Source organism: Amycolatopsis nivea (assembly GCF_004522235.1).
GTDB lineage: Bacteria > Actinomycetota > Actinomycetes > Mycobacteriales > Pseudonocardiaceae > Amycolatopsis > Amycolatopsis nivea.
The window spans coordinates 112791-129017 of sequence record NZ_SDLT01000001.1 but is presented as its reverse complement, the minus strand read 5'-3'; the positions used below and the strand labels follow the sequence as shown (position 1 = coordinate 129017).

The window sequence follows — 16227 nt, the reverse complement described above, 5'->3', positions numbered from 1 at the left end:
ACACCGGCGAGTCGGTCGGCCACCGCGAAGCGGATACGGCACACACTCGCGCAAGTGGAATCGCCAACCGAACGGGACCGCAAACCGGCACGGCATGCAATCGGGCAGTTTTTCGCGCATCCGCTCGCGTCGTTCCGCATCATCGTCGGAATCTGGGCGCTGCTGACGCTGCTCGGCGCGGTGATGGCGCTGTCGTCCTCCCCTGCCCCCGGAACCGGGGTGTACCAAGCCTTCTTCCGGCATTTGACGTTCGTCGCGTTCGGCGTGGTCGCCTTCGTGCTCGGACTGCGCGTCCCGTTTTCCCGGCTGCGCAAGGCCGCCACCCCGGCGCTCGCCGCCGCGGTGGTGCTGCTGCTACTGGTACTGACCCCGCTGGGTTCCGACCACGGCGGCGCGCAACGCTGGCTTTCCGCCGGGCCGTTCACCCTGCAGCCAGTGGAAATCGCGAAGGTCGCGCTGGTGTTCTGGGGCGCGCATTTGCTGGTGTCGAAACAGAAGGTGCTGCACCATTGGCGGCATCTGCTGGTGCCGCTGATCCCGGTGACGCTCGCGTTGTGCGCGCTGCTGCTGGCCCAGCCGAATCTCAGCGGCACGGTCACGCTCGCGCTGATCACCTTGGGCTTGCTGTGGTTCGCCGACGCGCCGAAGCGGTTGTTCGCCGCCATTCTCGCCGGCGGGGTCGCCGGAATCGTCGCACTCGCCCTTTTCGCCAGTTATCGTCTCGCGCGCATCCTTTCTTTTCTTTCGCCGAATCCCGACGCGAGCGGCAGCGGCTACCAGGCACAGCAGGCGCAATACGCCCTGGCCGACGGCGGCTGGTTCGGCGTCGGTCTCGGCCGCGGCGCGGCGAAGTGGAGCTATCTGCCGGACGTCCAGAACGACTTTGTGTTCGCGCTCGTCGGGGAGGAACTCGGGTTCGCCGGGTGTCTCGTGGTGCTGGGCCTGTTCGGCTACCTGGCTGTGATCGGCCTGCGCACCGCCGCGCGGGTCGCCGATCCGTGGGTGCGGCTCGTCGCCGGGACCACCACCCTGCTGCTGGTCGCGCAGGCGCTGATCAACATCGGCTACGTCGCGGGCGCGCTGCCGGTGACCGGCGTGACGCTGCCGCTGGTGTCCGCTGGCGGCACGTCGCTCGTGGTCACCATGCTGCAGTTCGGCATCCTCGCCCAGGCCGCGCGGGAGGAACCGGCCGCGCGGACGTTCCTCGCCGGGCTGCGGAAAAAGGGCTCCGGTACAGTCCCAGCGTGATCACCAAGGCACTCTCCGCCACCTGCGCGGCCGTCGCGCTCGCCGGGCTGGCCGCGTGCTCCAACCCGACCGGCAAGTCGTGGGCGATCACCTACGAGATCACCTCCGACCAGCAGACCACGGCCACCGGCGTCGCCTACGGCGAGTCCGGCAACCGCTACGAGGACAAGGTCGCGCCGCACCAGCTCACCGGTCCGCTCGGGCTGCCGTGGAAACAGGACGTCGTGGTCAGCGCCGGACAGAAAGCCTCGGTCACCGCCACGCCGTCGACCGCCGCGACGCTGCGCTGCCGGATCCTGCTGGACAAGACGAAGGAACTCGCCAAGGCGAGCGCTCCCGGTCCCGGCAAGCCGGTGACCTGCGAGCACACCACCGACTCCTGACCTGTCCCGGAGCGTCCCCGCGGACTCGCGGGGCGTCGCCGGCTCCCCTCCGCCGCTCGGTACGCTCGTGACCTTCGGGTGAACGCGAGATGGCCGCCAGGCGAACCGGCGGACCGGAGAGGGGTTGTATGGCGACCACGGCCGGAGCTTCCAGCAGCGAGACGTACGACGCGATCACCCATTTCGCCCACGCCATGCCGGGCTGGGTGCAGTCTCTCGTGCTGGCGTACACGCACTACGGCCTGGTCCTCGTGGCCCCGTTCTTCGCGTGGCTCTGGTGGCGGGCGCGCGGGACCGGCTCGCCCGAGCGGATGGCCGCGGCGCTGCTCGTTCCGGCGGCCACCGTGGTCGCTTACGTGCTCAGCGAGATCATCAAGGCCTTCGTCCACGAGCAGCGGCCCTGCCGGGGACTTCCGCCGGACGCGATCGTCGGCGCCTGCCCGCCGCCGGGCGACTGGTCGTTCCCGAGCAACCACTCCACCATCGCGGCCGCGGTCGCGCTCGGCGGGGCTTTCGCGTGGCACAAGGGCGCGCCGTGGCTCGCGGCCTTCGCGGCGACGATGGGCTTTTCGCGGGTGTTCGTGGGGGCGCACTATCCGCACGACGTCCTGATCGGGCTCGCGCTCGGGGCCGGGATGGCGTTGCTGCTGCAGCGATACGCGCTGGGTCCGGCCGCCGGACTCGTGCGGCGGTTCGCGGGCAAGGTGCCGTTCGGGTTGCTGGGCGTGGCACCGGAAGGCGCGGAGGCTGCGACCGCTCGGCCCGATCCGGACGGCGATGCTTCGCCAGGCCAGGCCGCCGGCGCTCGGCCGGGTGCTCGCGACGCGGGTGCGCCTCCCACTCGCCGCGTCGGGCCGCCCGAAGCCCGCGACGCCAGCGGTCGCCCCGTCCGGCCGCCCCGGCGGCAGAATTCGCAGCCCCTCCGCACCGCCGCGCCACAACCGGGTGCGGCGGACGAACCGGCACCACGACGGCAGAACTCCCAGCCGATCCGCACGGCCGCGCCCCAGCCCCGCGCGGCGGACGCCCCGGCTCCCGGACGGCAAAACCCCCAGCCGCCCCGCATGACGCCGCCTCGCGGAGCGGACGCACCCGCTCCGGGCCGACAGAACTCGCAGCCGATGCCCCAGGCCCGGCCCGTCGACGGCCCGCCGCAGAACCGTCCGCCCGCGCAGCCGCCGGTCCGTCCGGCTCGGCAGCAGCCGCGTCCGGCCGGTCCGCCGCAGGGCCGCGCCGCGGGTTCGCCGCCGCCGCGTCCGTCGAACCAGGCCCAGGCCGGTCCGCCGCCGGAGGTCAGCCCGGGAGATCGCCCGTCGCGGCGAACTCCAGGCGCTTCGCGACCGACACCGCCTGGTCGGCGAAACGCTCGTAGAAACGGGTGAGCAGGCTCAGCGCGACCGCGATCCGCTGGTCCTGCGTCCAGTCCGGGGCGGTGACCGTCGCCATCACGCGGGCGTGCAGTTCGTCCACGCGCTCGTCGGCGCGGCTCAGTTCGGCGTAGCCGCCGCGGGCCTCGCCGTGCACGAGGTCGGCGAGCCGCTCGGCCATCGCCGAGGTGACCTCGCCCAGTTCCGCGAACACCGCCTCCAGATCGGCGGGAACGGTCGGCTCCGGGTGGCCGCGGCGCGCGGTGCCCGCGATGTGCGCGGCGAGATCGCCCATCCGCTCGAGCTTCTCCGCGCAGTACACCGCGGCCAGCACGGCGCGCAGGTCGCCGGCCACCGGGGCTTGCAGGGCGAGCAGCGAATACGCCTCGTCCTCGCAGGTCGCGCGCTGGTCGTCGAGGTCGGCGTCGCCGCTGAGCACCTGCTCGGCCAGCGGCAGGTCCATGGTCAGCAGCGCCCGGGTGGCCCGGCGCATCGCCTCCGCCGCCGCCTCGGCCATCGCCGCCAGACGCCCTTCGAGCTGTTTCAGGTCGTCCTGGAAGCCTTCGCGCATGTCGAGCGACTTTACCGGCGGCCGGCGAACAGGCCCGCGTCGGCCAGCGGCCAGGCCTCCTCGGGCTCGGCCAGCTCGTAGCTGTGGCTGCCCTCGTGCCCGCCGGGAACCCGGCAGAAAACGCCCTCGTCGGACTCCGCGCCGCATCGCGCGCGGGTCTCCAGCACGCGGCGGCCGGGCCACCAGCGCAGCCACATCAGCGGCTCCTCGCCGCGTCCGCCGACGGGCGTCGCGTGCTCGTGGCCGTGCCCGGCCTCCAGCTCGCAGAACAGCTCGGGCTCCGTCCCGCGGACCGCGACGCTCCGCAGGACCGAGCGCTCGCGCCCGGTCAGCTCCACCGGTTCGCGGCACAGCGCACCTTCGGCCATGCGGCCAGCGTAAACGGCCGCCGCCGATTCCGCGCGCAGGGCCCGGCCGCGCGCGCGTCCCGCGTGCCGGGCCCTGCTCTTCCGCAGGTCAGCGCACCCGCTCCAGGAGCGCGAACAGGTTCTCCCAGTGCCGCTTCTCGCCCTCCTCGTGATACGCCGCCGTGTCCGACATCGTGAACCCGTGCGACGCGCCCTCGTACACCTCCGAGCGGTAGGTCACCCCGGCCTCGTCGAGCGCGTGCTCGAGCGTCTTGATCTGCTCGGCGGTGGCCGACGGGTCCTGGTCGGCGTGCCCGAAGTACACCTCGCCGGTGATCGAGCCGACCCGCAGGTGCGGGCTGTCCGGCTGGTCGGTGGCGAGGCGTCCGCCGTGGAACGACGCGATCGCCTTGACCCGGTCCGGGAACGCCTCGATCACGCGCAGCGCGTTCGTGCCGCCCATGCAGTACCCGGTGATCACGACCGGCCCCGGCGCGACGCCGTCCTGCGCGGCGAACCAGTCCAGGTACTTCTCCGCGTCGCGAGTGATCGCCTCGGTGTCCAAGGCCTCGATCATGGGCATCAGCTTGCCGAAGACCTCGCCCCGTCGCTCCGGGTCTTCCAGAGCGGCGAAGTCCACCAGCGGCGTCCGGCCGCCGCGGTAGAGCAGGTTCGGCGCGAGCACGGCATAGCCCTTCTCGGCGATGCGGTCGGCCATCTCCTCGATCCGCGGCCGCAGCCCGAACGCGTCCGGGAAGAGCAGCACCCCGGGATGCGGCCCGCCGTCCGGCACGGCCAAGTACGCGTCCGCGGTCCCGTCAGCGGCCGGAACGTCTGGCTTTTCCTTGCGCATCCGCTTTGTCCTCCATTGATTGCAGTGCGTACGAGATCAATCTATCCCTGCGCCCGCGCCGCGCGAATGTCCCGTTTCCTGTCCGGTTATTGGACTGAACCACTGCGGTCGGCGGATTGACGGAGTCCGGTTTGCCCGGTCAGGATCACCGGGCCCGCTCCGGGCCGCCCTCCGCAGAACGGACTGTCGATGGCCAGACCTCCACGTTCCCCGCGCGCCCGGAACCGGGTCGCGCTCGCCGCGCTCGTCCTCCTGGGCGGGCTCGTCCCCGCCCAGGCCGCCCAGGCCGCCCCTCCCCCGCGCCAGCCGGAGATCGGCCGTCCCGCGCTCGACCGCAACGGGTGCGCCCGCATCGAAGACTCGCTGCCCCAGCTGGCCGACTGGCCCAAGGTGCGCAGCGCGATGCCGAAGAACCCGGTCGACGAATGGCGGATCAGGCAGATCGTCTCCGGCATGTCGCTGGAGGAAAAGGTCGGGCAGATGACCCAGCCCGAGATCGCCGCGATCACGCCGGCCGAGGTGACCCAGTACTCGATCGGGTCGGTGCTCAACGGCGGCGGCTCGTGGCCGGGCGGGAACAAGCACGCCGGCCAGCAGGACTGGCTCAAGCTCGCGGATTCCTATTGGGACGCGGCCAAGGCCACGAGGACAAAGATTCCGGTAATTTGGGGCATAGATGCCGTGCACGGGAATAACAATGTGTACGGCTCCACTGTTTTCCCGCAGAACATCGCGCTCGGCGCGGCGCACGATCCGTGCCTGGTGCGCGATGTCGAGAACTCGACCGCACGGCAGATCCGCGCGACCGGCCAGGACTGGGCGTTCGCGCCGACTCTCGCCGTCGTGCAGGACGACCGCTGGGGCCGTACGTACGAAGGCTTCTCCGAGGACCCGCGCATCACCCGCGCCTACGGGTACGAGGCCATGAACGGTCTGCAAGCCGGGGCCCGCCTGCGCATCGGCGCGAACGGCGTGATCGGCACCGCCAAGCACTTCATCGGCGACGGCGGCACGACCAACGGCCAGGACCAGGGCGTGAACGCTTCGTCGGAAGCGGACATGATCAACCTGCACGGCCAGGGCTACTACGGCGCGCTCGCCGCGGGCGCGCAGACGGTCATGGCGTCGTTCAACAGCTGGACCAACCCCGACCTCGGCATCAACGAGGGCAAGATCCACGGCAGCGACAAGGTCCTCAACCAGATCCTCAAGGGCAAGATGGGCTTCGACGGCCTCGTCGTGTCCGACTGGAACGGCATCGGCCAGGTGACCGGCTGCACCAACTCCAGCTGCCCGCGCGCGATCAACGCGGGCATCGACGTCGTGATGGTCCCGAACGACTGGAAAGACTTCATCGCCAACACGGTCGCGCAGGTGCGCGGGGGCGAGATCCCGATGTCCCGCATCGACGACGCGGTCACCCGGATCCTGCGGGTCAAGATGCGCGCCGGGCTGTTCGAGGAGCGCAAGCCTTCGCAGCGCTGGTACGCCGGTTCGCCGGACGCGTTGACGGACAAGGCACTCGCGCGCGACGCGGTGCGGAAGTCGCAGACGCTGCTGAAGAACAACGGCAACGTGCTTCCCTTGGCGCGCAACGCGAAGGTGCTCGTGGTCGGCAAGAGCGCGGACAGCATCTCGAACCAGACCGGCGGCTGGACGCTGACCTGGCAGGGCACCGGGAACACCAACGCGGACTTCCCCGGAGCGACCTCGATCCTCGCTGGGCTCAAGGAGGATCTCGCCAACGTCACCTTCGATCCGACTGGCACCGTCGATCCCAAGGGCTATGACGCGGTCATCGCGGTCGTCGGCGAGACTCCGTACGCGGAAGGCGTCGGCGATCTGCAGCGGAAGAGCCTTGAAGCGGCGAAGCTGTATCCGGAAGACCTTGCGGTGCTGGACAAAGTCAGCGGCAAGGGCACTCCGGTGGTGACGGTGTACGTCAGCGGCCGCCCGCTGTACGTCAACAAGGAACTCAACCGTTCCGACGCGTTCGTCGCCGCCTGGCTGCCCGGCACCGAAGGCGGCGGCGTCGCGGACATGCTGGTGCGCGGCAAGGACCACGGCGGATACCGCGGCAAGCTGTCCTACTCGTGGCCGAAGAGTGCCTGCCAGACGCCGCTCAACCCGTGGAGTCCCGGCTACGACCCGCTGTTCAAGCTCGGCTACGGCCTCACCTCGAACCAGCGGACCACCGTCGGCAAACTCGACGAGACCGAGGGCCCGGCCCGCTGCGGGGCAACCGACGGCGGCGGCACCGCGACCGAGGACCTGCCGATCTACGACCGCACGGATGTCGCGCCGTACAAGAGTTTCATCGGTTCGGCGTCGAACTGGGGCGGCACCGAGATCGGCGCGGACGGCACTGCTTCGCATCCGGAGATCACCGTGGTCCCGGCCGACGTCAACGTCCAGGGCGACGGCCTGAAGGCGACGTGGACCGGCACCGGCGCGGCACAGCTGTATTCGCAGCATCCCGGCGGCACTGACGATCTGCGCGGATATCCCAACGCCGACGGCGCGCTCGAGTTCGACGTGATCGTGCATTCGCCGCCGGTGAACCGGACGGTCGTCAGCCTGCACTGCGTCTATCCGTGCTCGTCGGAGGTCAACGCGACGAAGCTGTTCGGCGATCTGCCCGCCGGGCAGAAGTCGACGGTGAAGATCCCGTTGTCCTGCTTCGCGAGCGGGCTGGACTTCGAGAGCATCGACACCCCGTTCCTCGTCTACACCGACGGCCCGTTCTCCGCGTCGTTCGCGAACGTGCGGTGGTCGCCCGGCGGGGCGAAGGATCCGGACGCGCGGAAGTGCTCCGACCTCACCGGATAGCCCGCGCCAGCTCGACGACCCGGGACCTGGCCGCCTCGCGCGACGCGGCGGCCAGGTCCTCGAGCCCGTCCAGCGCGGGGACGTCGCCGACCCGGGTGAACTCCTGGGACACGAACGTCAGCCGCTCCACGCCCTTGTCGGCGAGGTAGGCGCGCAGATACGACTCCTGGAACTCGAACGCCTCGCGCGGCGTGCCGGGACCGTATCCGCCGCCGCGGGCGTTGACGATCACGAAGTCCTTGTCCGCCAGCAGTTTCCGGCCGGTTTCCGGATCGGCGAACACGCCGGGGAAGCTGATCCGGTCGATCCACGCCTTGAGCGTCGCGGGCACGCCGAAGTTGTACATCGGCACCCCGATCAGCACGGCGCGGGCTTCGCGCACCTCGTTCACCAGCGGCAGCGTCAGGTCCCATTCGCGCTGTTCGTCGTCGTCCGCGATCAGCGTCGCGATGTCTTCCAGCGACAGCACTCCCTTGCGTTCCACCCGGCGGCCGAGCCGCGCGTACGCCTCGCGCAGCGGCGGCACCGGTTCGGCGGACACGTCGCGGTGCCGCACGGTCCCGCCGCCGCTCCGCCACTCGTCGGCGAACAACGCGCCCAGCTGCCTGCTCACCGACGCCTCGCGGTCGGCGCTCGAATCGACGTGCAGCAAGGGCGCTAGCATGACGGTCATCCGGTTCCTCTCCTCGTCCTTGGTCCTCGGGCCGGCACTCCCATGACGGATCGAGACGGGAAAAGGTGACCGATGGACGACGCACTGGCGCGGCGCTTCGAGGACGAGCGCCCGCGGCTGCACGCGCTGGCCTACCGCATGCTGGGTTCCGCGGCCGAGGCCGAGGACGTCGTGCAGGAGTCGTGGCTGCGGCTGAATCGCACGTCCGGCGTCGACAACCTCGGCGGCTGGCTCACCACGGCGGTGTCCCGGCTGTGCCTGGACGCCCTGCGCGCCCGCCGCGAAACGCCCGTCTCCGCGGTGCCTGACGCCGCCGGCGGCGCTGTGCCCGAGGACGAGATCCTGCTGGCCGGCGAGGTCGGGCGGGCGCTGCTGGTGGTGCTGGACCGGCTCGCCCCGCCCGAACGGGTGGCGTTCGTGCTGCACGACCTGTTCGCGGTGCCGTTCGACGCGGTCGGCCCGATCCTCGACCGGACGCCCGCGACCGCCAAGAAACTCGCCAGCCGCGCGCGATTGCGGGTGCGCGGCGAACCGGTCGTGCCGGTCGCGGAGCTGGCCGAGCACCGGAAAGTGGTGACGGCGTTCTTGGCAGCGGCCCGGGGCGGGGACATGGCGACGTTGCTGACCGTGCTCGCTCCGGATGTCGTGCGGCGCACCGATCCGGCGATGCTGCCGCCGGGAGCTGCCGCGGTGTTGCGCGGGGCGGACGAGGTCGCGCAGGGGACGAAGCTGTTCGCCGGGACTGCGCGGTTGGCTGAACTCGCGCTGATCGACGGGGATGTCGGGCTGGTGCTCGCTCCCGCCGGACGGTTGGTAGGGGTGCTGAGGATCGAGGTTCGCGCGGGTCTTCTCTGCGCGTATGAGGTAGTGGTGAGCGCCGAGCGGTTGGCGGGGATGGAGATCGCTACGCTCTCCTGCGATGGCGTATAGGGCGTTATACGACTTGGGTGTCGAACGGTTCGTAGCAGTCGAAGGTCTCGATCGAGGTGATCAGGCCGTCGGCGGTCTCGACGAACTGGGCGATGTGCGCGACGAGTTCGTCGCCGCGACGGAACGGGCCCGCGGCACGCGCGATCACCCCGCTCCAGGTGAGGCGAAGGATCGCGGTGTCCCCCACCGCCGCGGCCGAGCGCACGTCGTACCGCTGGCTCGACATCAATCCGGCACCGAACTCCGACGCCGCGAGCATCTGATCCAGGGTGGCGCGAGCGCCCGCGGGCCTGAGCAGGTTCGGATGCTCGACGGTCGACGCCGTCGGGGCGAAGTACTTCCGAAGATTCTCGCCGCACTGCCCGGCCTCGAGCGCCCGCAGCAGGGACGTCGCCAGGGCAACCGGGTCGCGGTCCATAAGAACAACTATAGTTGTACAACCTTGGTTGTCAATTGCATGGTAGGCACCGTGACTCCCCTGGACCTGGCCGATCTCGACTTCGCCACCCTCGCCTGGCTGGCGGGCAGTTCCGCGAACCGGGCGATCCTGACGGAGCTGCACGAGGCGGGCCACGTCGGCGTGCGCAACTCCCACGGGTACGTGATCCAGCACCTGATCGACCGGGCACCCACCGTTTCCGAACTCGCCGGTCTTCTCGGCGTCACCCAGCAGGCGGCCTCGAAGCACCTTCTCGAACTGGAGCGGCTCGGCTATGTCGCGAGGGTGCCGGATCCCGCCGACAGCCGGGTGCGCCGGGCCCAGCTCACCGACCGCGGTTGGCGGCTCGTCGACGACAGCCGCCGGATACGGCAGCAACTCGATGCGCGGCTGACGAAATCGGCGGGCAAGGACGCTGCCGAAGCGGCTCGGCTAGTCCTGGCTCGCGTGCTCGAAGCGACAGGCGGAACCGCGGACGTGATCGCGCGTCGCGCCGCCCTGCCCAGCGAATAAACCTGCCGTCATCACCGCGTATCAGCGGTGCCCTCATCGCGACGGTGCATCGCGCGATAACGACCGGGAGCCTGGCCGACGACCCGTTTGAAAGCACGCGCGAACGCGAATTCCGAGTCGTAACCCACCTTCCGAGCGATCTGCCGCAGCGGGGCTTGGCCCTCGCGCAGCAGGCGGGCAGCCACGGTCATCCGCCAGATGCCGAGGTACTCCATCGGGGTGTGCCCGGTAGTCGACGTGAACCGGCGGCTGAACCGGGCCCGCGGGACGCCGACGGAGTGCGCGAGTGCCTCCACGGTCCAGGGTTTGCCGGGATCGTCGTGCAAGAGCGCGAGCGCGGGGCCGACCGCCGGGTCGTGGAGCGCGCGGGCCCACCCGGCCAGCTGGTCGGGCTGGCCGAGGAACCAGGACCTCAGGGTGTAGGTGAACAGCAGGTCGAGCAACGAGGCCACCACGGCGGGCGTGCCGCGGCCGGCGTGGTCGACCTCGGTAGTGAGCAGGTGGACGGCGGCGGCGAGCGAGGTGCCGCGCATCTGGCTCGCCGTGACGCGCACGACGTCGGGCAAAGATGCCAGGAACGGGTGCTGCGGCGAAGGTTCGAGCAGGTACGCACCGCAGACCAGAACGGTCTCGGGACCGTCGCCCTCGATGACGAGGTCGGTGGCCGACAGCTCCTCCAGGTCGGCGCCGAACAGTTCGCGCACGGTGCGGGCTGACCGGCCTGGAGTGTCGGCCGCGACGTGTCCAGCGCCGGACGGCAGCAACGCGACATCCCCTTGGGCGAGATGCAGCGCCTCTCCGCCGTCGGGGACGAGCACGCAGGAACCGGCGATCACGACGTAGATCGTGGCGATCGAGCGCGACTCGAACGCGAGGCCCCAAGGGGCCCGCAGCAGCGCCCGGCCGTAGACGACGCCGCCGCGCCGGAGGGCGGCAACGATGTCGCCCACGACGTCCGCCACATGGTCACGGCCGACCGCTTTCACCGGCATCGCCATACCCGATTCACTCCGCCATCGCGCTGAACGGATATGAATCTGTCGAGAGCTGTCATGGCGCGCGTCGATAACCCGTTCATACGGTGAAGTGGTTGCCGATTCGACCTTACCTTGCGAGGAACGCGTGCCTACCACAGTTCTTGTCCTCGGCGCGGCCGGCCGCACCGGACGCCGGGTGGTGTCGTTGCTGGCCGAGCAGGGGCACACGGTCCGGGTCCCGGGGAGACCGGAGGGTTCGGCGACGCCGGTCCGGTTCGACTGGAGCGACCCGGCGACCTACCCGCCCGCGCTGGACGGCGTGGACGCGATCTACCAGTGGCTTCCGATCAGCCCCGACCCCACGACGGAGGTCGCGGCGCTGCTGGACGACGCCAAGAGCGCCGGGGTTCGCCGGGTGGTCCACCTGTCCACCACGACGGCGCGGCTGGCCGGCGAGGGCTTCCCGCTGGACGAGGCCGAGCGGCTCCTCGAAACGGGACCGGTGCCCGCGACCATTCTGCGCCCCAACGTCTTCGCCGAGAACTTCTCCGAACACCCCGCGATCCTGCGCGGAATCCGCACCGGGGTAGTCGCGGTTCCCGCGGGCGACGGCCGGGTCGCGCCGATCTCCGTCGAGGACATCGCCGCCGCGGCCGCGGCCGCACTGACCGAGGACGGGCATCAGCACAAGACCTACTCGCTGACCGGACCCGATTCACTGTCCTTTTCGGACATGACCGCGATCGTGGGCGAGGCTGCGGGAAAACCGGTGCGGTACCAGGCGATGGACCCGGCCGAGTTCCGCGACGCCTTGCTCCACGGGGGCACGGCCGGTCCGGTCGCCGACTTCTACGCCGCCATGTACGAAGGCATCCGCAACGACTGGGCCGCCGACGTGACCGACGACGTCCAGCGGATCACCGGCCGGCCGCCGGTCTCCTTCGCCGATTACGCCCGTGCCGCGGCGGCCTTGTGGCGTTGATTCGGCGAGTCCGGCCCGCGTCGATGAGGCCTGCCCCAGCCCAGGGGAGGTGGCGTGCCGCGCCAGGCTGGGGCAGGCATAACGGTGCGGTGAGCGATGGGCGGGACGCTCCTAACCGCACCGAGCTCTATCGGGTTTCTCCCCTTTTCGCGGGCTGTCGGCCTCCCGCGGGACGGTGTCGTCGACTTTCGGGATGACGTCGGTGTCCTCGCCGGCGCGTTCGGCGGCGGCCTCCTCGGCCGTCCGGCGGAATTCGGCCAGCCGGGCTTGTTCGATCTCGGCCTGGACCTCGTAGTCGAGCCGGGCCTGGAGGTCGCGGACGGTCAGCTTCCCGCGCGGGGGCGCGACCGGCCGGCGCGCGTGCCAGAGCCACATCGAGAGCAGTACCAGCAGCAAGAGCACGCAACACCCGATGACCACCGCCGGATGGCCGGTGCGGGCCGCCTCGCCGAGCGTCGCTGCCGCCTTCATGCGATCCACCTCTCAGCTGCGGAAGTGTCTTCGCGGTGCCTCCCCACCATGGGGCCGGCCAGTGGCCTGGACCAGCCAGCAAACCGGGCGAAAAGCGGGCGGCAACCGAGCGAATCGTCTTGCCCCGCACACGGTGACCTGCGGTAATCTAGCGACCCCGCGTTGTTGCGAAGGGGTGTCGCCCATGGGCGAACGGCGAGAAGGACTTGTCCGGGCACGCAAAGCGGCGAACCTGACGCAAGAAAAGCTCGCCGCGCTGCTGCCCGCCGACGAAAAAAGCATCCGCGCCTGGGAATCCGGCCGGTCCGAGCCGCGTCCGCACCGCCGCGACCGGCTCGCCCGGCTGCTGCGCATCAGCCCCGCCCGGCTGGAGGAACTGCTCCGGGAAGGCACCCCGGCGGACCTCCGCAGGCCGCCGGGAGCGCCGAGCGTCCTGCTGCCCGTCGTCGTGGACGGGCGTCCGGTCGCGCTGCCGCTGGACCGGGCGACCGTCGCGGCCAGCGTCCTCGCCCGGCTCGTGCCCGCACCCGGCGACGCGGCCCCGCCAGCGGTTCCGACCACAGAATGGGACGCCATGAGCCCGCTCAGTCGCCGCTCACTGCTCAAGAACGGCCTGCCGGTCGCGGCGTTGCCCGCGCTGGGAATAGGCGGCGCCGAGCACGTCGCGCGAGCGCTGGAGAATCCCCGGCGGTACATGGACAAAACCGTCACGCACTATTTCCGGCGGCAGCTCGACCAGTACAAATACGAGGACGGCGAACGCGGTCCGGCCAAAACGCTCCCGATGACGCTAGGCGTGCTGGACATCATCGACCGCATCGCCCGCGACGCGGCGCCCGAGGATCAGCGCGACCTGCTGCGAATCGGTTCGGAGGGCGCGGAGTTCGCCGGCTGGCTCTACCGCGACCGCAGGCAAATGGAAGATTCGCTGTACTGGCACGACCGCGCGATGGAATGGGCGCAGGCGGCGGGCGACGGCACGATGCAGGGCTACATTCTGCTCAAAAAGGCCCAGGTCGCCTACGACGAACGCGATCCGCGGCGGATGCTGATCCTCACCAGGGCGGTGCGCAACGGCCCCTGGTCGCTCCCCCGGCGGCTGCAGGCTGAAGCCGCCCAGCAGGAAGCCCGCGCGGAGGCGATGCTCGGCGCGTCGGCCGATCAGGTCAACCGCACCCTCGACGTCGCGTGGAAACTGCTGGACGACGCCGGACCGGCCGAATCGCCCCTCGGCGCGCACTTCAACGCGACTCTCCTGAATATGCAGACCGCGATCTGCTACACCGAAGCGGGCGAACCGCGCCGGTCGGTCGAGCTGTACGAGAAAACGTTGAAGGAAACCCAATTCTCCCGGCGCGACTACGGTTTCTTCCTGTCCCTCATGGCAAACTCGCTGGCCCTTTCCGGCGAACCGGACCAAGCAGCCAAAACCGGCCTCGTCTCCGCTCAGCGAGCCGCGGAAACGAACTCCCGGCGCACCAAGGAGGAACTCCGCCGGGTCGTGGAAGTGCTGAAGCCGTGGCACAACCGCCCGGACGTCCGGGAATTGCGCGAGGCGCTCAACGGCTGACCCGTCAGCGAAGCCATTCCCGGACTTCGCCGATCACCTGCCGTTGCCAGGCTTGGGTCTGCGGATCGGCGTACCCGGGATCGTCGTGTACCGCGAAGCCGTGCTGTGCCCCGTCGAGCTGGAGCAGCCGGTGTTCGCAGGTCAGCTCCCGATCCGCGGCCCGCGACGACTCGACCGGGACGAACGTGTCCTCGGTGCCGTGCACAATCAGCGTCGGCGCGGTGATGCGCGGCAGGTTTTCGCGCGCCTCGAACCAGAACGCTTCGTTGAGCAGCGCGCGGCCGAGCCGGAACCCAGGCCCGTGACCGAGATAATTCTGGCGTTTGAGGTCGGCGGCGCCGTTGTCGTCGAGGTAGCCGTCCGCCGACCACGCGGACTTCTCCTCGATGAACCGCGCGCGGTAGTCGATGAGGGGGTTGAACAGGACGAGCCGCTCGACGTCGTCCGGTCGCTTGGCCGCGTAGTACGCCGCGACGCCGCCGGAGAAACTGGCCGCTGCGAGCGACGTCCGCACGCCCGGGACAGCGGTGGAAAGGTGCTCGATGCTGGCCCGGATCACGTTGAGCAGCGCGAAAAGCGTCAGATCTTCCTGGCGGCCTTCGCTTTCGCCATGCCCGGGAAGGTCGACTCTCAGCGACGCTATGCCGGCCTCGGCCAGGTGGTCGGCAAGGCGAGTGAAGAACCCGCCTTCCTCGCGGGTGACGCTCGCCCCTTGCACGAGCAACACAGCCCGGCGCGCTCTGCCGTCCGGCTCGGTGAGGGTGCTGGCCAGGGTGAGGCCGTCCGGTGTACGAACTGTCCGATAGCTGTCGCGCGACATGGACACTCCCGGAGTTGTCGTCACCTCCCAGTGTGTCAGGTTCGCGCGTTCGGGGGATGAAATTCTCCGACGGTGTAACGAAGTCGACAGTTGCCGTGATCAGCTGCGACGGGTGAATAGGCGGGCAGCATGACGGAGAACGAAGTGGCCACCGCGTTCGCGGCGTGGCTCGAACGCGACGGCTGGACGATCAGCCCCGGCCCGGATCGCTACCTGGACCTCTACGCCATCCGCGCCGGCGACCGGCTGCATGTCGAAGCGAAGGGCGCCACTCAGGACAAGGGCATCGACGCCGACATCCTCTGGGGCCAAATCCTGCGTCGGATGAGCGAGTTCGGCACGCCTGGCGCACGGTATGCGATCGTCGTGCCGGACAGCGTCAAGTGGCACACCCTTCGGGTTCCCGCGAGGGTGCGCGCCCTGCTCGGCATCGAGGTGTACGCCGTGACCGACAACGGCTCGGTCGCCCGCGCGGACGCATAAGACGCATCCGCGCTTCTCCAGCCGCCTACTTCTTCAGCCTCCTGCTCCCGCCATGCCAATCCTGTTCCCTCCCAGCCTCCCCCGCCCCCACCCCGAACGACGGCAGCTGCGGCATCTCCCGCAAACTCCGCTTCAGCTCGGCGAAGCCCGGGAACGCCGCCAACCCCACCACGTGGTCCCACAGTTCCACCGCCTCCTCGTCCGACGGCAAGCGGCTGATCACCGGCCCGAAGAACGCGACTCCCTCTGGCGGCTGGAAGTGCAGGATCGGCGTCCCGACGTCCTTCCCGGTCAGCGAAAGCGCTTCATCCGTCTCCCTCTGGATCTCCGCGTCCCACGCAGCATCGTCGACCGCGTCCGCGAGGTCCGTCGGAAGGCCAGCGCGCGCAAGGGCCGTCGCAGCCGCCGAGCGGGTGCTGTGCGCGGCGCGGGCCTCGGCGGTGTGCTCGACCAGACCGCTTTCGAAGTTCTGCTCCCCCAGCGCCTCGTAGAGCAGACCGACCGCCTCGCGGCCTTGCGAGGCGCGCACCGCGGCTGCCAGGCGGAGCAACCGCAGGCCCGACGTGTGCGAAGCGTCGTACTCCGGCGGGAAGTGCGTCGAGTAGTCCAGATGGGCGTTCAGCAACCGCAGGGAAATGAACCGCCAGTCCACCGAGTACGAGCGCTGGCGGGCGACTTGGCGGACCCACTTGCTGGTCATCCACGCGAACGGGCACACCGGATCGAAGTAGAAGTTCAGCTCGGCCATGGCCCGACTCTACGTCCCGGAGA

Annotated in this window: 18 protein-coding genes; 9 read left to right on the top strand and 9 right to left on the bottom strand. The window is 70.3% G+C overall.

Annotated features, from left to right (window positions below; genetic code table 11):
• Positions 1–54: 54 nt before the first annotated feature.
• The 3 genes from ftsW to EIZ44_RS00605 all read left to right on the top strand — a co-directional run bounded on the left by ftsW (position 55) and on the right by EIZ44_RS00605 (position 3013).
• On the top strand, positions 55–1248 hold the full coding sequence (gene ftsW / locus EIZ44_RS00615; RefSeq protein ID WP_134727367.1) for a putative lipid II flippase FtsW: 1194 nt from the start codon (positions 55–57) through the stop codon (positions 1246–1248).
• On the top strand, positions 1245–1631 hold the full coding sequence (locus EIZ44_RS00610; RefSeq protein WP_037811455.1) for a hypothetical protein: 387 nt from the start codon (positions 1245–1247) through the stop codon (positions 1629–1631). Before ftsW ends, EIZ44_RS00610 begins: the two co-directional genes overlap by 4 nt.
• A 128-nt stretch (positions 1632–1759) precedes the next feature.
• Positions 1760–3013 carry a phosphatase PAP2 family protein gene (locus EIZ44_RS00605; RefSeq protein ID WP_134727366.1) on the top strand — a complete coding sequence of 418 codons (1254 nt, stop codon included), beginning with the start codon at positions 1760–1762 and terminating at the stop codon, positions 3011–3013.
• On the opposite strand, the gene phoU is transcribed toward EIZ44_RS00605, so the two are convergent.
• The 3 genes from phoU to EIZ44_RS00590 all read right to left on the bottom strand — a co-directional run bounded on the left by phoU (position 2925) and on the right by EIZ44_RS00590 (position 4769).
• Positions 2925–3569 (bottom strand): phosphate signaling complex protein PhoU, encoded by a 645-nt coding sequence (phoU, locus tag EIZ44_RS00600; RefSeq protein ID WP_037811453.1) that lies wholly within the window; start codon positions 3567–3569, stop codon positions 2925–2927. The two genes, EIZ44_RS00605 and phoU, sit on opposite strands and share 89 nt — an antisense overlap.
• A gap of 11 nt (positions 3570–3580) precedes the next feature.
• A complete protein-coding gene (locus EIZ44_RS00595) occupies positions 3581–3937 on the bottom strand; it encodes a hypothetical protein (protein WP_037811451.1) in 357 nt (118 codons plus the stop codon).
• 88 nt (positions 3938–4025) lie between these two features.
• The gene (locus EIZ44_RS00590) at positions 4026–4769 is read right to left on the bottom strand and encodes a dienelactone hydrolase family protein (RefSeq protein ID WP_134727365.1); all 744 of its coding nucleotides are present in this window, start codon (positions 4767–4769) and stop codon (positions 4026–4028) included.
• Positions 4770–4958: 189 nt separating this feature from the next.
• On the opposite strand from EIZ44_RS00590, the gene EIZ44_RS00585 reads away from it, so the two are divergent.
• Positions 4959–7598, top strand: coding sequence for a glycoside hydrolase family 3 protein (locus EIZ44_RS00585; RefSeq protein ID WP_134661743.1), 2640 nt, complete (start codon positions 4959–4961; stop codon positions 7596–7598).
• Here the strand turns inward: EIZ44_RS00585 and EIZ44_RS00580 are convergent.
• Positions 7588–8271 (bottom strand): FMN-dependent NADH-azoreductase, encoded by a 684-nt coding sequence (locus EIZ44_RS00580; RefSeq protein ID WP_240691187.1) that lies wholly within the window; start codon positions 8269–8271, stop codon positions 7588–7590. The genes EIZ44_RS00585 and EIZ44_RS00580 overlap by 11 nt on opposite strands.
• Positions 8272–8343: 72 nt before the next feature.
• Here EIZ44_RS00580 and EIZ44_RS00575 point away from each other — a divergent pair, with 72 nt between their 5' ends.
• On the top strand, positions 8344–9201 hold the full coding sequence (locus EIZ44_RS00575) for a sigma-70 family RNA polymerase sigma factor (protein WP_134727364.1): 858 nt from the start codon (positions 8344–8346) through the stop codon (positions 9199–9201).
• Positions 9202–9205: 4 nt separating this feature from the next.
• Here EIZ44_RS00575 and EIZ44_RS44550 read toward each other — a convergent pair whose 3' ends face one another.
• Positions 9206–9619, bottom strand: a complete 414-nt coding sequence (locus tag EIZ44_RS44550; RefSeq protein ID WP_167753927.1) for a nuclear transport factor 2 family protein — start codon at positions 9617–9619, stop codon at positions 9206–9208.
• Between the two features lie 51 nt (positions 9620–9670).
• Between EIZ44_RS44550 and EIZ44_RS44545 the strand changes: the two genes are divergently transcribed.
• On the top strand, positions 9671–10153 hold the full coding sequence (locus tag EIZ44_RS44545; RefSeq protein WP_167753926.1) for a MarR family winged helix-turn-helix transcriptional regulator: 483 nt from the start codon (positions 9671–9673) through the stop codon (positions 10151–10153).
• A gap of 11 nt (positions 10154–10164) precedes the next feature.
• Here EIZ44_RS44545 and EIZ44_RS00565 read toward each other — a convergent pair whose 3' ends face one another.
• Positions 10165–11145 carry an AraC family transcriptional regulator gene (locus EIZ44_RS00565; RefSeq protein ID WP_240691186.1) on the bottom strand — a complete coding sequence of 327 codons (981 nt, stop codon included), beginning with the start codon at positions 11143–11145 and terminating at the stop codon, positions 10165–10167.
• Positions 11146–11275: 130 nt separating this feature from the next.
• Between EIZ44_RS00565 and EIZ44_RS00560 the strand changes: the two genes are divergently transcribed.
• Complete coding sequence (locus EIZ44_RS00560; RefSeq protein ID WP_134727361.1) at positions 11276–12112, top strand: NmrA family NAD(P)-binding protein; 837 nt, start codon at positions 11276–11278, stop codon at positions 12110–12112.
• Between the two features lie 111 nt (positions 12113–12223).
• On the opposite strand, the gene EIZ44_RS00555 is transcribed toward EIZ44_RS00560, so the two are convergent.
• Complete coding sequence (locus EIZ44_RS00555) at positions 12224–12583, bottom strand: hypothetical protein (RefSeq protein ID WP_134727360.1); 360 nt, start codon at positions 12581–12583, stop codon at positions 12224–12226.
• A gap of 184 nt (positions 12584–12767) precedes the next feature.
• On the opposite strand from EIZ44_RS00555, the gene EIZ44_RS00550 reads away from it, so the two are divergent.
• Positions 12768–14153, top strand: coding sequence for a helix-turn-helix domain-containing protein (locus EIZ44_RS00550; protein WP_134727359.1), 1386 nt, complete (start codon positions 12768–12770; stop codon positions 14151–14153).
• Between the two features lie 4 nt (positions 14154–14157).
• On the opposite strand, the gene EIZ44_RS00545 is transcribed toward EIZ44_RS00550, so the two are convergent.
• Complete coding sequence (locus tag EIZ44_RS00545; protein WP_167753925.1) at positions 14158–14973, bottom strand: alpha/beta hydrolase; 816 nt, start codon at positions 14971–14973, stop codon at positions 14158–14160.
• A 129-nt stretch (positions 14974–15102) separates the two neighbouring features.
• On the opposite strand from EIZ44_RS00545, the gene EIZ44_RS00540 reads away from it, so the two are divergent.
• Positions 15103–15456: a hypothetical protein gene (locus EIZ44_RS00540; RefSeq protein ID WP_134727358.1), complete on the top strand. Its 354-nt coding sequence runs from the start codon at positions 15103–15105 to the stop codon at positions 15454–15456.
• 25 nt (positions 15457–15481) lie between these two features.
• Here EIZ44_RS00540 and EIZ44_RS00535 read toward each other — a convergent pair whose 3' ends face one another.
• A complete protein-coding gene (locus tag EIZ44_RS00535) occupies positions 15482–16204 on the bottom strand; it encodes a DsbA family protein (protein ID WP_134727357.1) in 723 nt (240 codons plus the stop codon).
• Between the last annotated feature and the right edge of the window lie 23 nt (positions 16205–16227).